This is a genomic window from Anabaena sp. CCY 0017 (genome assembly GCF_963920885.1).
In the GTDB taxonomy this organism is placed as follows: domain Bacteria; phylum Cyanobacteriota; class Cyanobacteriia; order Cyanobacteriales; family Nostocaceae; genus Nodularia.
Genome location: NZ_CAWUDG010000021.1, coordinates 48,873 through 64,828, shown reverse-complemented (window position 1 = coordinate 64,828; position 15,956 = coordinate 48,873). Strand labels below are relative to the sequence as shown.

Sequence of the window (15,956 nt, the reverse complement as noted above, 5' to 3'; positions counted from 1 at the left end):
TCATGTCAAAAGTCAAAAGTCAAAAGTGAGCCAGTGCGGTCTTGGGGGTTTCCCTCATGAGCAACTGGCGAACCCCGAAGGGGTCAAAAGTCAATGACCAAATGACCAATGACTAATGACTACTAAGCTGATTCTGGTTTAGGTAGGGAAGACGGATGCACTATCAATTCAGCTGTAGAGCGCTTCTCTACCATTTCCTTCGTAACCATGCAGCGAGTTACATCTTGACGAGATGGTAATTCGTACATGACATCCAGCATCAATTCTTCCACGATACCCCGCAATGCTCTAGCGCCTGTTTTTCGACGGTAGGCTTCCTGAGCGATCGCTCGCAACGCATCCGGTTTAAAATCTAATTCCACGTTATCCATGTTGAGCAGCTTTTGGTATTGTTTCACCAAAGCACTGCGTGGTTGGGTCAAAATCGCCATCAGCGTGTCTTCATCCAACGGATCAACCACTGCTACCATTGGTACGCGGCCAATAAATTCGGGAATCATACCAAACTTCACGAGGTCATCTGGTTCTAGATAGCGCAGAGTATCGGCCGTCCGCTTTTCTTTCGACTGAAGGTCTCCGGGCTGTACAAAACCCATTGACTTTTTACCTGATCTCTGCTCTACTACCTTATCTAAACCCACGAAAGCACCGCCACAGACAAACAGAATATTACTTGTATCAATCTGGATGCAGTCTTGATAAGGATGCTTCCGTCCTCCTTGAGGTGGCACATTGGCGATTGTCCCTTCTAACATTTTCAGCAAAGCTTGCTGCACGCCTTCACCGGAAACATCGCGTGTAATGGAAGGGTTTTCGCTCTTGCGAGCTACTTTGTCTATTTCGTCAATGTAGATAATTCCGCGCTGGGCTTCCTCAACATCCAAATCTGCCACTTGTAACAGTCGCAGCAAGATATTTTCCACATCTTCACCGACATACCCTGCTTCTGTCAGTGTAGTGGCATCAGCCACAGCAAAGGGTACATCCAAGATTGTGGCTAAGGTTTGCGCCAAAAGGGTTTTACCGCAACCAGTCGGGCCAATTAACAAAATATTGGATTTTTGCAGTTCTACAGCATCGTCTGCCTCATTTTTGCCTTTGGACTGAATGACGGCTAGTCGCTTGTAGTGATTATAAACCGCTACTGACAATACTTTCTTGGCTTCGTCTTGACCGATAACGTGTTCATCTAGATAATTTTTAATCTCTCTGGGCTTAGGAATTTGGTTAAGTGAGAGATTAGAAGAGCGCGCACGACGTTTTTGAGGTGGTTCTGACCTTGGTGCTGGTTGTGACGCAGCTGTATTCGTGTCGAGTAGCTCTTCATCTAGGATTTCATTACACAAGTCAACGCATTCATCGCAGATGTAGACTCCCGGCCCTGCGATTAATTTACGCACCTGCTCTTGAGACTTGCCACAAAATGAACATTTTAAATGGGAGTCGTACTTAGACATACCAGCCTCTTATTTCAGAATGGTGACGTTTTCCCCGGCGGTGGGAATATTTTGTCTGGAAATGACTTGATCAATCAAACCGTAATTTTTTGCCTCTTCTGCGGACATGAAAAAGTCACGTTCAGTATCTGCCTCAAGTCTTTCCAGTGGTTGACCAGTATGATGGCCTAGTAACTGATTCAACTTAGCCTTCACATAAAGAATTTCTCTGGCTTGAATCTCAATATCAATGGCTTGACCTTGAGCGCCACCCAGTGGTTGGTGAATCATGATCCGAGAATCAGGAAGAGACATCCGTTTACCAGCAGAACCTGCTGCTAACAAAAATGCTCCCATGCTTGCGGCTAATCCAAAACATATAGTAACAACATCGGGACGGATTTGTTGCATTGTATCATAAATTGCCATCCCTGCGTAGACGGAACCGCCAGGAGAATTGATATAGATTTGAATATCTTTTTCTGAGTCTTCCGCGTCTAGGAACAGCAATTGAGCCACAATTGAATTGGCAACAGTGTCATCGATGGGAGTACCCAAGAAGATAATTCGCTCTCGCAGCAGGCGTGAGTAAATGTCAAAAGCCCTTTCTCCCATGCCAGACTGCTCAACTACCATCGGTACAATGTTGGTAGGTTGGCTCAGATGGGAGCTAAAGTTGATTCTACTTAAACTATTGATGGGGTCGTTTCCCGACTGGGATAAAAGCATATAAGCACAATTGAGAATTAAGTTAGGACAGGTTTGGTAGCAGTTATTGCTGCCTTTTCAACGAATGCAATTTTATTTGAGCTATTTATTCACCATTATGCCTTATATATATTCCTCTCGGTAAAGCAGATCAAGCTAAAGCGATCATATATGCCCTATTTCTGGAATATTTACGCTGAATTTGCGGTAAAAATGCGATTTCTTAAGTCTCTAAAAGAAAATGCCGAGTTGGAAAATTTTTACTCAGCACTTTTTTGTCCTGACGCGATAACTCGCGTCAGGCACACATTATATTGATTCTGTACTAGCTGTGGCGCTTTCTGCCTCGGTCTGAGGTTCAGTTGTCTCTGATTCGTCGTCTGCTGTTTCTTCTGCGGGACTCAGAGAACCTTCGGGGACAAGTTCGACTGATGAATTTTCTAGCAGCCAATCGATGATTTTCTCAGTTAACATTTCGTTTTCGACAACTGAGCGCATTCTTTCAGCATCAATGTCTTGGTCTGCGTACTGTTCCATCAATTCGGCAACTCTGGCTGCAACTTCTTCAGGTGTGACTTCGATGGATTCACGTTTGCTGACTTCTAATAATCCCAAAGAGCGTTTGAGGCGTTCAATGGCTTCATCGCGCGATCGCTCCCGCAATTGAGGAATAATATCTTCAGTAAATAGCTTTCTCACGTCCAAACCTTGCTGAGACAGCCGCATTGCTGTTTGAGTCAGCATCGCGTCGATTTCTTTGTCAATCAGGGTTTCTGGTAAATCAACTTCTACGTACTTCAGCAGTTCTGCTAACAAAGCTTCCTGCTGGTTCGATTTGGTTTTTTCCTCAGCCTCTTTTTGATGGCGTTCTGCTAACGAAGCCCGCAGTTCTTCCAAGGTATCAAAGTCGCTAACTTCCTGAGCGAAGTCGTCGTTCAATTCTGGGAGTTCTTTTTCCTTCAGTTCTTTGAGGGTAACTGTGAAAATTGCCGCTTTGCCAGCTAATTCTTCGTTAGCATAAGGATCTGGAAATTGAGCCGGAATTTCTCTGGTTTCTTCAGGATTCATCCCCACCATGCCCGATACAAAGCCAGGAATAAACTTGTCTTCTTCCAAGTCTAGTTTAAAGTCTGTGGCTTCGGCTCCAGGAATTGGTGTTGGCTCGGCTGTTTCGTCTTCGCCTTCACCTTTTGCCAGCACACCTTTAAAATCAACTACAGCCACATCACCAATTTGGGCTGCACGTCCTTCTACAGGAATCAGTGTCGCTAATTCTTCCCTTTCCTTTTCTAGGACTTCATCAACTCGATTGGTATCGTGTTTGATTTCCTCGGCTTGGGCTGATAAACCTGTGTACTGCACCAGATTCACTTCTGGTTGCACATCTACAGCCGCTAAGAAAGTCAGGGGTTTTCCTGGTTCATAATTACTAATCAATTCCTCAAAGGAAGTCCGCAGTTGTGGTTGTCCAATTGCCGGAATTTCTTCTTGTTTGAGGGCTTTTTCTACGCCATCTTGAACTATTTCTTCCAGCGCCGCTGCTTTGATTCGAGCTACGCCAAGGCGCTGTAGCAATATCGGCCGAGGTACTTTGCCTTTACGAAACCCAGGAATAGTTGTAGTACTAGCTAAGTTTTTAATTACCTGTTCGTAAGTTTTCTGGGTAATTTCTGGCGTAATCTCGATTTCCAGCCCAATTTGGCTGGCGGGAAGTTTTTCCTGGGTAACTTTCATGCTTCGTCTCTAATATTTATTTCTGTTTTTTTGGCTCCAAGTACGCACAAGACGCGATTTACCGCTTCTGTGGGTTGATTTCTCTTGGTTTAGGAATGGGAGGGACCCACAAGTTATCTGTCAAAATCCCATATTATATGGATAAGTACCTTCAGTAGATATCCAGTTTATCGTCAATGGCAAAGCTCTTGACAATTAACCGTAATAACTTTACCTGATTGCGACTCTAAGTTATTACAATAAATTAAGCAGTCCTCAATGCTAAATTCAAAGGTCTAACACCGTGATATCCTGGTTCTCAACTAGCATTTTCTGCTATAAATCCTTCTGCGGTTGGGTTTGTCTGCCTTGTGGGACTCAGATTAACTGTTACCCAAACACGAAGCTATACTTTTAACTGTGCTGGTTCCATTCCATCTGGATCATAGTACATCCGTTGTGATTGACAAACCACTTTAGCAGATCGATATTTGTTTATTTTAAAACTTCCGGAATGACACCACGCTTAAGTGTATATACTCCATTTTTTGACTGGACATGAGGCTGTTGTATAATATCATTATATAATAGGAAAATCTTAAATAGGTGCGATGCTTTAGCAATAATGCTATTAAATTTCAAGATTGTTGAAATTAATGTAATCTGGAAAATAAACGTTCTATTTTCAGAAAAGTTGCGTAGAATTAAAAAAAATTTATTGAAAATCTGCGATCGCTATTTAAAAAAGTAAGTATAAATTGTAAATTGTTCAGAAAATTACACACAACCTCTTAAAGGAGAAAGCCAGTTTGTCGAAATCCTATCGTGTCGCTATTTTGGGAGCCACAGGTGCTGTTGGCACAGAGTTACTGGAATTGCTAGAAAGCCGGAATTTTCCGGTGGCGGAGTTGAAGCTATTAGCATCAGCACGTAGTGTGGGGCGATCGCTCCGGTTTAAAGGCGAAGATTTACCAGTAGAATTAGTCAGCGATCGCACCCTAGAAAATGTAGACTTAGTTCTAGCGAGTGCCGGTGGTTCCACATCCAAGACTTGGGCAAGTGTGGCAGTAGAAAAAGGTGCTGTAGTCATAGATAATTCCAGCGCCTTTCGGATGAATCCCGAAGTTCCCTTAGTCGTACCAGAGGTAAATCCCTTAGCTGCTGCTAACCACCAAGGTATTATCGCTAACCCTAATTGCACCACAATCTTGATGAGCGTGGCAATTTGGCCTCTCCACCAAATCAGCCCCATTAAACGCATTGTAGTTTCCACCTATCAATCAGCAAGTGGCGCAGGTGCAAAAGCAATGACAGAAGTGCAAACCCAAGCCAGCGCCATCTTACAGGGACAGCAACCAGTAGCCGAAGTCTTGCCTTACCCCTTGGCGTTTAATTTATTCCCGCATAACTCTCCCTTAAACGATTTGGGTTACTGTGAAGAAGAAATGAAAATGGTCAACGAAACCCGGAAAATTTTTGACGACCAACAAATTAGAATTACAGCTACTTGTATACGGGTTCCCGTACTTCGCGCCCATTCCGAAGCAATTAATCTAGAATTTGCCAATCCATTTAGTGCAGATACAGCTAGAGAAATTTTAAGTCATTCTCCTGGAGTAAAATTAATCGAAGATTGGGAAAAGAATTACTTTCCCATGCCAATGGAAGCCACCGGTCAAGACGATGTTTTAGTCGGGAGAATTCGTCAAGATATATCTCACCCCTGCGGCTTAGAACTTTGGCTTTCTGGAGACCAAATCCGTAAAGGTGCGGCACTGAATGCAGTCCAAATTGCCGAGTTATTGGTAGACAAAAATCTACTCCAACCAGCAAAAGCATACGTCTCTAGTGAGAAATAATCACGAATTACATTTCAGGTATTTTTCGCTAGTAAGATATATAAAAATAATATCTGGGAAGTACCCTTGAAACAAATTGAGCAATAGGTTATGAAATCAGTGAACAGTGATGACGCGGATTTACTTACTAAGCGATTGTCACCCAATTATGTCTCTTAATTGGTAACTGATAACTGATAACTGATAACTATGAAAAACCAAGAGGCTAATTAGGAGTAAAAACAGGGTGGGAGAATTTGGCAGAGTTTTAACCGCTATGATTACACCGTTTAAAGCAGACGGTAGTGTTAACTATGATGTAGCGGCGGAATTAGCAGCACATCTAGCTAACAACGGTACAGATACATTAGTTGTATGTGGCACAACAGGTGAATCCCCTACCCTAAGTTGGGACGAGGAATACCAATTGTTTGTGGAAGTATTGCAAGCCGTGGCCGGAAAAGCCAAGGTAATCGCCGGATGTGGTTCTAATTCCACCAAAGAAGCGATCGCAGCTACCCAAAAAGCTGCTACAATAGGAGTACATGGTTCATTACAAGTTGTACCCTATTACAACAAACCGCCACAAGCAGGTCTATACCAGCATTTTCAAGCGATCGCCCAAGCTTGTCCAGAACTACCATTACTGTTATATAATGTCCCTGGACGTACCGGACAAAACCTCAGTCCAGAAACTGTTGCCCGGTTAGCGGAAATTGACAATATTGTTGGCATCAAAGAAGCAACTGGAAATTTAGACCAAGCCAGTGAAATTCGCCGCTTGACACCACAAGAATTTCAGATTTACTCTGGAGATGATTCCTTAACCTTGCCCTTGTTAGCAATTGGGGCAACAGGAGTTGTGAGTGTAGCTTCTCATCTGGTAGGTAATCAACTACAGCAGATGATTCAAGCTTTTAGTGCGGGAGAAATCGCTACGGCTACCGAAATTCATCTACAACTATTTCCGTTGTTTAAAGCTTTATTTTTAACTACAAATCCCATTCCGGTTAAACAAGCGCTGAAACTTCAAGGTTGGGAGGTCGGTTCAACTCGTCTACCGCTATGCGAAGTTGACTCAGATGTTACTGATAAGTTAAAGGTGGTGTTAGATAAACTTGATTTAATTTAGATGCCAAGTTCTGGAATATCTCCCAGTTATCACTTGAGATTTTTATGCTGAGACTATTGGCGATATCTAATTTTGTAGTTGAGTAAAGTATGGCATTTAAAGAACCACAGATAAGATAATTCTGTATTTGATTAATATAAGAAGAGTTATATATGTGAAATCGTTTTATTCAAGGCATAACTGAACATCTCAAACATCATTTAGCTGCTTTTACATAGAAAGCTAGTATTTTCTTTCATACATAACCAGATTGATAATTGTGAATTTATTAAAGCTGAAAAACAAACAACCATCCAAGGAAACAATGGTAAATAACGAAACTAAATCTGCCCTCAAAATTATTCCGTTGGGCGGTTTGCACGAGATTGGCAAAAATACCTGTGTTTTTGAGTACGAAGACGAAATTGTTCTTCTCGATGCAGGATTAGCCTTTCCAACAAAAGGAATGCTAGGCGTAAATATTGTCCTGCCAGATACAACATATCTACGGGAAAATCGCCATAAGATTAAAGGCATGATCGTTACCCACGGTCATGAAGACCATATCGGCGGTATCGCTTTTCACCTCAAACAATTTGACATCCCGATCATTCATGGCCCTAGACTAGCAATGGCGATGCTAGAGGGTAAATTGGAAGAAGCAGGAGTACGCGATCGCACCGAGTTAAGATCAGTTAAACCCCGTGATGTAGTCCGCATTGGTCAACATTTCTTTGCAGAATTTATCCGCAATACCCACTCCATTGCCGATAGCTTTACAGTGGCTATTCATACGCCTCTAGGTGTAGTCATCCACACAGGAGACTTCAAAATTGATCATACACCTGTAGATGGCGAACACTATGACTTACAAAGACTAGCAGAACACGGCGAACGAGGTGTACTGTGCTTGTTGAGTGATTCAACAAATGCCGAAGTACCAGGATTTACCCCTTCAGAACGTGCTGTTTTCCCCAACTTAGACAGGGAATTTGGTAAAGCTACCGGACGCTTATTTGTCACCACATTTTCATCCAGTGTGCATCGCATCAACATGATTTTGCAGTTGGCGCAGAAGCATAACCGGGTGGTGTCAGTGGTGGGTCGTTCCATGCTGAATTTGATTGCTCATGCCCGCAATCTGGGTTATATCAAGTGTGATGATAGTATCTTCCATCCATTACACGCAGTCCGGAATATGCCAGATGAAAAGGTACTGATTTTAACTACTGGCTCTCAGGGTGAGACAATGGCAGCCATGACCCGCATTGCCAACAAAGAACACTCCCAAATCAAAATTCGTCCAGGAGATACCGTACTCTTCTCTGCAAACCCAATTCCTGGCAATACTATCGCTGTAGTTAACACCATCGATAAATTGATGATTCAGGGCGCAAATGTAGTCTATGGGAAAGACAAAGGTATTCACGTCTCTGGTCACGGCTGTCAGGAAGACCAAAAACTGATGATTGCCTTAACTCGTCCCAAGTTCTTTGTGCCATTTCACGGTGAACATCGAATGCTAGTGAAGCACTCCCAAACGGCTCAGAGTATGGGTATTCCTGCCGAAAATATGGTAATTATCGAAAATGGTAACATTGTAGAATTAACTGAAGAATCTATCCGTGTTGCTGGTAAAGTAGCATCTGGCATTGAACTTGTGGATACTACCAGCGCTGGTATGGTAAGCGATAAAGTCTTGCTAGAACGACAACGGATGTCAGAAGAAGGCATTGTTACCATAGCTGCTGCTATTGATTGGAACGGCAAACTGATGGCTAGAGCAGAAACTCATCTGCGCGGTGTCGTTACCAGTGTAGAGCAATCGCTAGTACAAAAATGGGTACAACAGCGCATTGAAGAAATGCTCACTGTGCGTTGGTCAGAATTTGCCCAGATTCGTGAAGGCGAAAAACCAGAAGTAGACTGGGGTGGATTGCAAGGGATGTTAGAGCGTGAATTACAACGCTCCATTCGTCGAGAATTACAATGTCAACCCACTGTAACTTTATTGATGCAAATTGCTGAAGAACCACCTGCGAAAGTTTCCGATGGTAGAAGACGGCGGACTCGTACTACAGCGCAGGTAGCATCTTAATCAAGGTGCTGAGTTAAGTTGGTGGTGGGTTACGGACTAAGGTCCTAACCCACCCTACGAATAGAATTTATTACCCTGGTTTCTTGAATAAATCGGGGTTTTTGGCTTTATTAATAATTTAGTTTTGATCTATATGGAACCGATTCGTATTTTTTACTTTTCCGATATTCTCTGCATTTGGGCTTATATTGCTCAAATCCGGCTCGATGAGTTGAAAACAACTTTTCAAGACAAGATTGCTATAGAACACCACTTTGTCCCCGTCTTTGGTGCTGCTCGTGAAAAGCTGGAAAACCGATGGCGAGAGCGGGGGGGATTGCAAGGATACAGTGATCATGTTCAGGGGGTTGCCAAAAAATTTGATCACATCAGTCTTCATCCTGATATTTGGACTAAGGTGACACCAGCTTCATCCACATCTTGTCATCTGTTCCTCCATGCCATTCAATTATTAGCAGCGAAGGGTCTGGTAGAGCCAGGTCAACAGGGATTTGAAAAAGCAACCTGGGCATTTCGGGAAGCGTTTTTTACCCAACTGGCAAACGTTTCTGAGCGCAAGGTGCAATTTGAAATTGCGGAGGAGTTAAAACTGCCGATTGCTGCTATTCAAGCTGAGATTGATAGTGGTGAAGCTTATGCTCAACTATCTAAGGATTTTGAATTAGTCAAAGAGCTGATGGTTACGGTCAGCCCTACCCTGATTTTTAATGAAGGACGGCAGAGACTCAATGGTAATGTCGGCTACCGAGTTATGGAAGCCAATATTCGTGAGTTACTACACAATCCTCCGGGAGAACAATCTTGGTGTTAGGGATATTGAGCGATCGCCTCCAGGTAATGCTCCAAAGTCATGTTTTTTCTCACTTACTGACTATAGTTTTTTGGTAGCTCAGTGGGCTAATTCAGGTGAATATAGACTTCATCACCCCGTTTTGTTTAAGAAACTTCGGTTCATCCGTAACCCTGGTAAGTTAGCCCCAAGACTCCATAAATTGCAACTTGCTGGACAATCACATTCTTTTCCCAGCCATTGCAAAACCCAATATCTGAACACAGGGCGCTGAAATCCTCCAATATTCAGCCATTACAACTAATATTTGCATTGGTGATATTTATACTGACTGAAAATATCTATAGAATTTTGTTATATTAAATTGTGTAACGATTACATGGGAACCTGTCCAATGACAGATGACTTTACTAAAATGTGAAGTATGTGAAGTTATCAATAAGATTAGATTATTACACTACCGATGCCGGGAAAATTGCGTTTAACTTGATGTAGTAATAAATTAGATTCTGACATAAGTGGCTACTGTAACACCTATTGTAACTCAGTCAGGAAAGGATGTTTCCGGTAAAGGTAATTGCCACGTTGTATACATTCATCAGCAAGATGAATACCCTCATTAATACAGAGGCTTAATCATGAAGGTATTTGACAATACCACAAAAAGGTTTTTTCTGGCAAGCTGGGTAGCGATTAATCATACAGAGACTAATCATGCTCCTGTAACTCAGCTACGCCCTTCGGCTCCTCAGTCTCACGGTGGTCTTCTCCAACCCCTGCGGCAGAGAATAGAAAATATTCAAATTAATAATCCTCAATTAGCTCACCGCTTGTGCAAACTGATTCCGGCTCAATGTCCCTTTGAGCGTGATGTCAAATTATTCGGCAACAAACTGTTTCACATTCCGCCTATGTGTAAACTCAATCCCTTTTTTGAAGAAGTGGTTGGTTTGCGCTTCCGAGCGTTGTGCTATCTTGCAGACGAATGTGGTGAAGATATATCTCAATATTGCTAATAAATAGACGCGATAAATCGCGTCTCTACAAGAGAGTTAGGAGTGAATAATCAACTCCTAACTTTTTTAATTTTTATTTGTTCTGGCTTGCCATTTTTGGATGGATTCTTGAGCGTCTTCGTAAACTGCTGTCACCTCTGGGACTAAAGTGGCCGTTTCAATTGCTGCGGCAATATTGCCTTGATCAGCTCGACTCTTGGCTAGTGCCAAAATTCTTTCACTCCATTCATTAATGGATTGTTGGGCGCGATCAAATCCTGGTTGACCTGGTGGTACTCTTCTCGCCACTTCAATGGCACGATTATATGTTGATGCTTGTCCGGGTCTAATTAAGGCCTGTGCTGCCTCTAAAACAGTTATATTACCGACATATTGTTGAGCTTCTAACTGCCATTGGCTCATTAGTGCCTGTGCTTGAGGATAAAGGTCTAGTTCTGGGGAAATTAATTGCGCCGCAGCAATGGCATTTGTATATTCTTGTTGTTTGGCACGACCCTCTGCTAAATCTAGAATCATCCGACTCCAAATTTGAATATTGTCCTGAGCTTGTTCGTAGAGTGGTTCACCTGGTTGAATTTTACTAGCAGTGGCGATCGCTTTGCTCAAATCACTAGCTTGAGTTTCTCTCAGAGACATTTTCGCTAGGTCTAAAACTGCTTGACTCCGCTTTTGAGAATCAGAATTAGAGACGATTTGGGCGTTCGATGGGTTTTGCGTTGGAGGCGTTATTGATGATGTTTCGGAGGCGGAGTCAGTATTTGGCTCAGGGTTAGCAGTAATGGGTGATGGACGTGATATTCCTTTACCTTGTAAAAATATTGCCTGATTGCGGAGAACCACTACAGAAATTAAAGCTACTACCAACATAGTCCCGCCGCCCCAAAATAAAAACTGCTTCCACAATGGTTTATCTGCTTGATTCTTAGCCACGGGAGAAACATCAGATGGAGACACATTGGGGATAAATCTCCCCCCTGTAGCAGTTTGAGTGTTTAGCGGGTTTTGTTGGTTGAGGTACTGCTCTTTAGCCGAGCTAGATAGTTGTTGTTCTTCTAACTGACCAATGGCTGGGATGAAGTTGGGTAAATTCAGTAATGGGGATTGACCACCCAGGTTAGTTTCCACCCCTGGAGCTGTTCCCCAGGTACTCGCGTTTTGTGATTTATTGAAATTGTTCAGGTTTATTGCGCCAATAGAAGATGCTGTCAGCGCTACAGCAAAGTTTTCGTCTGGAAAAATTCGTGAACTATTTCCACTGGGATCTATGGTGCTAGGAGCTACTTCGTGATTGCTTTGCACCTCAAACTGAGGCAATATTGCTTGTGGTTGAGATGGAAATATTGTGACTGGGTTTTGTGTAGGTCGCCAGTAGTGTTGACATAATTCTGGAGTCAGAACACTTAAATAGCTGTCTAAATCAGTCAAGCTACTAGCATTACCAGAACGCAAAGCTTCTAATAATGCGGCTGTAAAGAATCCGTGACCTAGTTCGCTACTTTCATGGGAGAATTCCTGAGATTGGCAAGAAAGAATTGTGGCCATTTGCAATTCTTTCGCCAGTTCTATGGTTTCTAGACCCACGGGACTATCTGCTTGAGTGCCAAAAGCACGGTTGATATCAAGCAGCAGTAGTGTATTAATTTCAGCCAATTGTAGACTTTGCATCAGCGATCGCACTTCGATGCCAGTCTCTTCCACTAATTCCGGGTTTCCTTCCACCGGCATTAAATAATCTTGGCCCTTGTAACTTACCCCATAACCGCTAAAGAATAACCAGAGATGGTCTTGTGGTTGCCAACAAGCTGCTGTCAAATCCTCCAGCAACACGAGAATATTTTGCTTGGTGGGATAGGTGGATCTATCCCCAATGGGTGGGGAAGCAGCTGTCATCAACAGACAGCGTTGCTGTGCCAAACCTCCTTCTTGAACCAAAAAATTATTTAGTACCTCGGCATCTGCTTGAGCGCAACGTAAAGGTTGAAATAACTGATATTGATTGATGCCAATTGTAATTGCCCAGTAATTTGCCATCCCGCTCTTTGTAGGTTGCTGTTTTCTTGCCTAAAATTGCGGTTGGCTTTGCTGAAAAAACAAAGCTAACCTATGTCTTATACTCTTCGGAGAATATTATCGAGTTACTGAACTATAAGCAGTTTTTATTACAGTAAACTTAGATAATCATGCTTAGTAAAATTCCAATTACAAATCATCACTAAGGAGTTATCACGTTATGACCGTTCGTATTACTCATCCACGATCATTGATCATCCCCTTTCCATTTATTGGCCAAATTGCCAAAAAGATCCGGAGCTTTCCGTTAATTGTTTTACTTTTTTCGCCCATTTCTGTATGGATTTTAACAGAAGCGATCGCCCCCCAAGTAGTTCGCGCTTATACCGCCAGAGTTGACCTGAATATTGTCCGCATGGCAGATGAAAGCTATGAAACCATACTCAGGAGGGCAGAAGCGATTTCTAGGGCAGCAGCTCAACGTAGCTTTGATAAAGATATATTAGCTACAGATGTTTCAGTAATCGTCACCGTAGAAAGTTATGGCGCGATCGCCCCAATTTTGTCCTTAGAAGTTAGTCGCCAGCAATGGCGCACCCGTCCCGATCCCAAACGTTGGGCAACTTATTTCAAAACCGCGCGATCGCTCCTGTTGTTTGACACAAAACCAGCAATTTCCACCAACATAGGTCAACCAGCCCCAACCATGACTCCAGCCGCCAGTCCCGCCAATACCACAGACAATTCTCCTAATTCTCCTGCTAATTAGCTCAATAGCTTCCTCTTCTCCTCTGCGCCCTGCACCCTGCCCTCTGCCTCTTCCCCATCCCCATCTAAAAAGTCGAATTGATGGCTTAGAATAGGAAGGTTGTCAAGAATTGCGATATCCGCTACTATGGCTGTTCCTAAGAAGAAAACATCAAAATCCAAACGAGATAAACGTCGCGCCACCTGGAGACATAAAGCTGTTGTTGAAGCTCAAAAGGCTCTCTCTCTCGGCAAGTCAATTTTGACTGGACGTTCTACCTTTGTCTATCCCACCACTGAAGAAGAGGAAACCGAATCATAATTCCCTTGTTAGAAAAAGCCCCCTGCCAGATTTAGCAATACTGTATAAGCGCTTTTTTTTAGCTTTTCTGATTGCATTATCAATCATTGGTAGTCGGCAAAAGCTCATCGGATTGATAAAAAATGGGTAATGAGTAATTGGGTAAACCCGTTACCCATTACTCACCAATAATGATCAAGTATTTCTATGAAATTATGGCAGGAAAATTTTTTCATAAACCAAATGAGGAAGAGCAAAAACGCGTTCCTCCGGGTCAACACTTAGCTAAGGGATTCCCGGTGTTAACCTACGGTGAAACTCCCCAAGTCAGCACAGAAGAATGGGAATTTCGGGTTTGGGGTTTGGCAAAACCTGCTATCTTGAATTGGTCAGACTTGATGGCATTACCGCAGCATGAATTCACCTCTGACTTTCATTGTGTCACCCACTGGACAAAACTAGATGTCAAATGGACTGGCATTAAGGTGGCAGATTTTATGAATTTAATTGAGGTATATCCCCAGTCCGTTCATGTTATGGAACACTGCTATGGTGGCTATACTACTAATATTTCTATAGAAGACTTTATCCGAGAAGACAACTTTTTTGCCATTAAATTATTTGGTGAACCTTTACCAACAGCACATGGTGGACCCTTGCGGTTAGTTGTGCCTCATCTCTACGCCTGGAAAAGTGGTAAATGGATTAATGGTTTAGAGTTTCTGAATCAAGAAGAACTAGGTTTTTGGGAATGTAACGGCTACCACAAACGGGGTGAACCTTGGCAGCAGGAGCGTTACAGCAGTGGTTTTTGAATTTAACTTATAATTCGCTTCAAGGTAGATAGCTTGCCTTTGTAGGACGCATATCGCTAGTTTAAATCTAGCCAGAAGTAATTTTTTAACATACTTTTGTCATGGGAAAAGGTGTCAAATCAATTCAAAATTAAAGACAAATAATTAAAAAATTATATGATTTATTATGGTGTTTATTTATTGGTTGATAGGTAAAATAACAATGAAAACACTACCTTTACCTAACTCTGAATTTACGAGGATATTACCTTGATGTGCTTCGACAATGCGGCGAGAAAGATACAATCCTAAGCCACTACCAGCACTTTTGTGGCTACCTTGACGAAATCGTTCAAATAAAGTGTCTAGTTCTTCAGGCGGAATCCCAATTCCTGTATCTGCTACTTCTATATTAATTTTACTACTTTCAATTAACGAGTTAAGCCGGATAGTCACTGAGCCGAATTCGGTAAATTTGATAGCATTACCGATTAAATTGGTAAATAAACGATGCAGTTCTAAGCGATCGCCCATCATCATAGCTTTAGTTGAATCCTCAGACAAATCCAGTTTGATGGATAGGGCTTTGTCTTGTGCTAAAGGTTTCAGTTCCCCAACCACCTCTGTTAGCAACTGAATTAAATCAACTTCTTGAAATACCAGGGTTTTGCGACCTGCCTCAAAGCGGTAAACTTCTAATAAAGTATTCACCATAGATAGCAGGTTAAGATTACTGCGCGCCATGATGGTAATCACTTCTGTCATTTGCGGCGATAATGTTCCCAAAGCACCCTGTCCAAACAGCGTTAACATTCGATCAGCTGCTACTAAAGGTGTGCGTAAATCATGAGTCAGGCGAGAAACAAAATCTTGGCGCTGTCGGGCGATTTCATCACGTTCATCTATACTATGCTTCAACCGTAAGAGCGATCGCACTCTTGCCAATAATTCATCTACTGTGACAGGTTTACGGATAAAATCATCAGCACCCAAATCTAGGCCTTTAGCGACATTGGGCGCATCGTGGGCTGTAATCAGCAGAATGGGGATATACGGCTGAAACTTCGCATCTCCACGAATGCGTCTAGTGACTTCGTACCCATCCATTCCTGGCATCATCAAATCTAATAATATCAAGTCACAAGGTGATTTTTCCAGTTGTGCTAAAGCGCTGATCCCATTTTCTGCGCTGCTAATGATGTAGCCTTCTCCCTCCAAAATCGTTTTGATCAAAAATACATTATCAGGAGAGTCATCGACAACCAGAATTTTGTCAAAGCGAGAAGATAGGGAAGTCATTTTATCAAGAGGTGTAGGCCAGGCTGTGATCTTGTGGCAATGATATTATGTTTTTGTATAACTTGGATCGTCAACGAAGAGGAAAAGGGGCAGGG

13 protein-coding genes are annotated in these 15,956 nt (G+C 42.6%); 8 read left to right on the top strand and 5 right to left on the bottom strand.

The annotated features are described in order from the left end of the window. Window positions 1-122: 122 nt before the first annotated feature. From clpX to tig, 3 genes are all read right to left on the bottom strand, one after another. Window positions 123-1,457 (bottom strand): ATP-dependent protease ATP-binding subunit ClpX, encoded by a 1,335-nt coding sequence (gene clpX, locus ACM0OW_RS20305; RefSeq protein ID WP_414551954.1) that lies wholly within the window; start codon window positions 1,455-1,457, stop codon window positions 123-125. 9 nt (window positions 1,458-1,466) lie between these two features. After that, window positions 1,467-2,165 carry an ATP-dependent Clp endopeptidase proteolytic subunit ClpP gene (gene clpP, locus ACM0OW_RS20300; protein WP_414551953.1) on the bottom strand — a complete coding sequence of 233 codons (699 nt, stop codon included), beginning with the start codon at window positions 2,163-2,165 and terminating at the stop codon, window positions 1,467-1,469. Between the two features lie 288 nt (window positions 2,166-2,453). Continuing rightward, on the bottom strand, window positions 2,454-3,878 hold the full coding sequence (tig, locus tag ACM0OW_RS20295; RefSeq protein WP_414551952.1) for a trigger factor: 1,425 nt from the start codon (window positions 3,876-3,878) through the stop codon (window positions 2,454-2,456). Between the two features lie 788 nt (window positions 3,879-4,666). On the opposite strand from tig, the gene ACM0OW_RS20290 reads away from it, so the two are divergent. The 5 genes from ACM0OW_RS20290 to ACM0OW_RS20270 all read left to right on the top strand — a co-directional run bounded on the left by ACM0OW_RS20290 (window position 4,667) and on the right by ACM0OW_RS20270 (window position 10,710). Next, on the top strand, window positions 4,667-5,716 hold the full coding sequence (locus tag ACM0OW_RS20290; RefSeq protein ID WP_414551951.1) for an aspartate-semialdehyde dehydrogenase: 1,050 nt from the start codon (window positions 4,667-4,669) through the stop codon (window positions 5,714-5,716). 226 nt (window positions 5,717-5,942) lie between these two features. After that, window positions 5,943-6,827, top strand: a complete 885-nt coding sequence (gene dapA, locus ACM0OW_RS20285; RefSeq protein ID WP_414551950.1) for a 4-hydroxy-tetrahydrodipicolinate synthase — start codon at window positions 5,943-5,945, stop codon at window positions 6,825-6,827. A gap of 304 nt (window positions 6,828-7,131) precedes the next feature. Beyond that, window positions 7,132-8,904, top strand: coding sequence for a ribonuclease J (locus tag ACM0OW_RS20280; RefSeq protein ID WP_414551949.1), 1,773 nt, complete (start codon window positions 7,132-7,134; stop codon window positions 8,902-8,904). A 133-nt stretch (window positions 8,905-9,037) separates the two neighbouring features. Then, the gene (locus tag ACM0OW_RS20275) at window positions 9,038-9,715 is read left to right on the top strand and encodes a DsbA family oxidoreductase (protein ID WP_414551948.1); all 678 of its coding nucleotides are present in this window, start codon (window positions 9,038-9,040) and stop codon (window positions 9,713-9,715) included. Window positions 9,716-10,332: 617 nt separating this feature from the next. Next, complete coding sequence (locus ACM0OW_RS20270; protein ID WP_414551947.1) at window positions 10,333-10,710, top strand: Mo-dependent nitrogenase C-terminal domain-containing protein; 378 nt, start codon at window positions 10,333-10,335, stop codon at window positions 10,708-10,710. Between the two features lie 66 nt (window positions 10,711-10,776). On the opposite strand, the gene ACM0OW_RS20265 is transcribed toward ACM0OW_RS20270, so the two are convergent. After that, window positions 10,777-12,741 (bottom strand): caspase family protein, encoded by a 1,965-nt coding sequence (locus tag ACM0OW_RS20265; protein ID WP_414551946.1) that lies wholly within the window; start codon window positions 12,739-12,741, stop codon window positions 10,777-10,779. Window positions 12,742-12,940: 199 nt separating this feature from the next. Between ACM0OW_RS20265 and ACM0OW_RS20260 the strand changes: the two genes are divergently transcribed. From ACM0OW_RS20260 to ACM0OW_RS20250, 3 genes are all read left to right on the top strand, one after another. Continuing rightward, window positions 12,941-13,489 carry a hypothetical protein gene (locus ACM0OW_RS20260; protein ID WP_414551945.1) on the top strand — a complete coding sequence of 183 codons (549 nt, stop codon included), beginning with the start codon at window positions 12,941-12,943 and terminating at the stop codon, window positions 13,487-13,489. A 126-nt stretch (window positions 13,490-13,615) separates the two neighbouring features. Beyond that, window positions 13,616-13,789, top strand: coding sequence for a 50S ribosomal protein L32 (rpmF, locus tag ACM0OW_RS20255; protein ID WP_194001444.1), 174 nt, complete (start codon window positions 13,616-13,618; stop codon window positions 13,787-13,789). 194 nt (window positions 13,790-13,983) lie between these two features. Beyond that, the gene (locus ACM0OW_RS20250) at window positions 13,984-14,583 is read left to right on the top strand and encodes a sulfite oxidase-like oxidoreductase (protein WP_414551944.1); all 600 of its coding nucleotides are present in this window, start codon (window positions 13,984-13,986) and stop codon (window positions 14,581-14,583) included. Between the two features lie 177 nt (window positions 14,584-14,760). Here ACM0OW_RS20250 and ACM0OW_RS20245 read toward each other — a convergent pair whose 3' ends face one another. Continuing rightward, on the bottom strand, window positions 14,761-15,861 hold the full coding sequence (locus ACM0OW_RS20245; protein WP_414551943.1) for a response regulator: 1,101 nt from the start codon (window positions 15,859-15,861) through the stop codon (window positions 14,761-14,763). Window positions 15,862-15,956 lie beyond the last annotated feature (95 nt).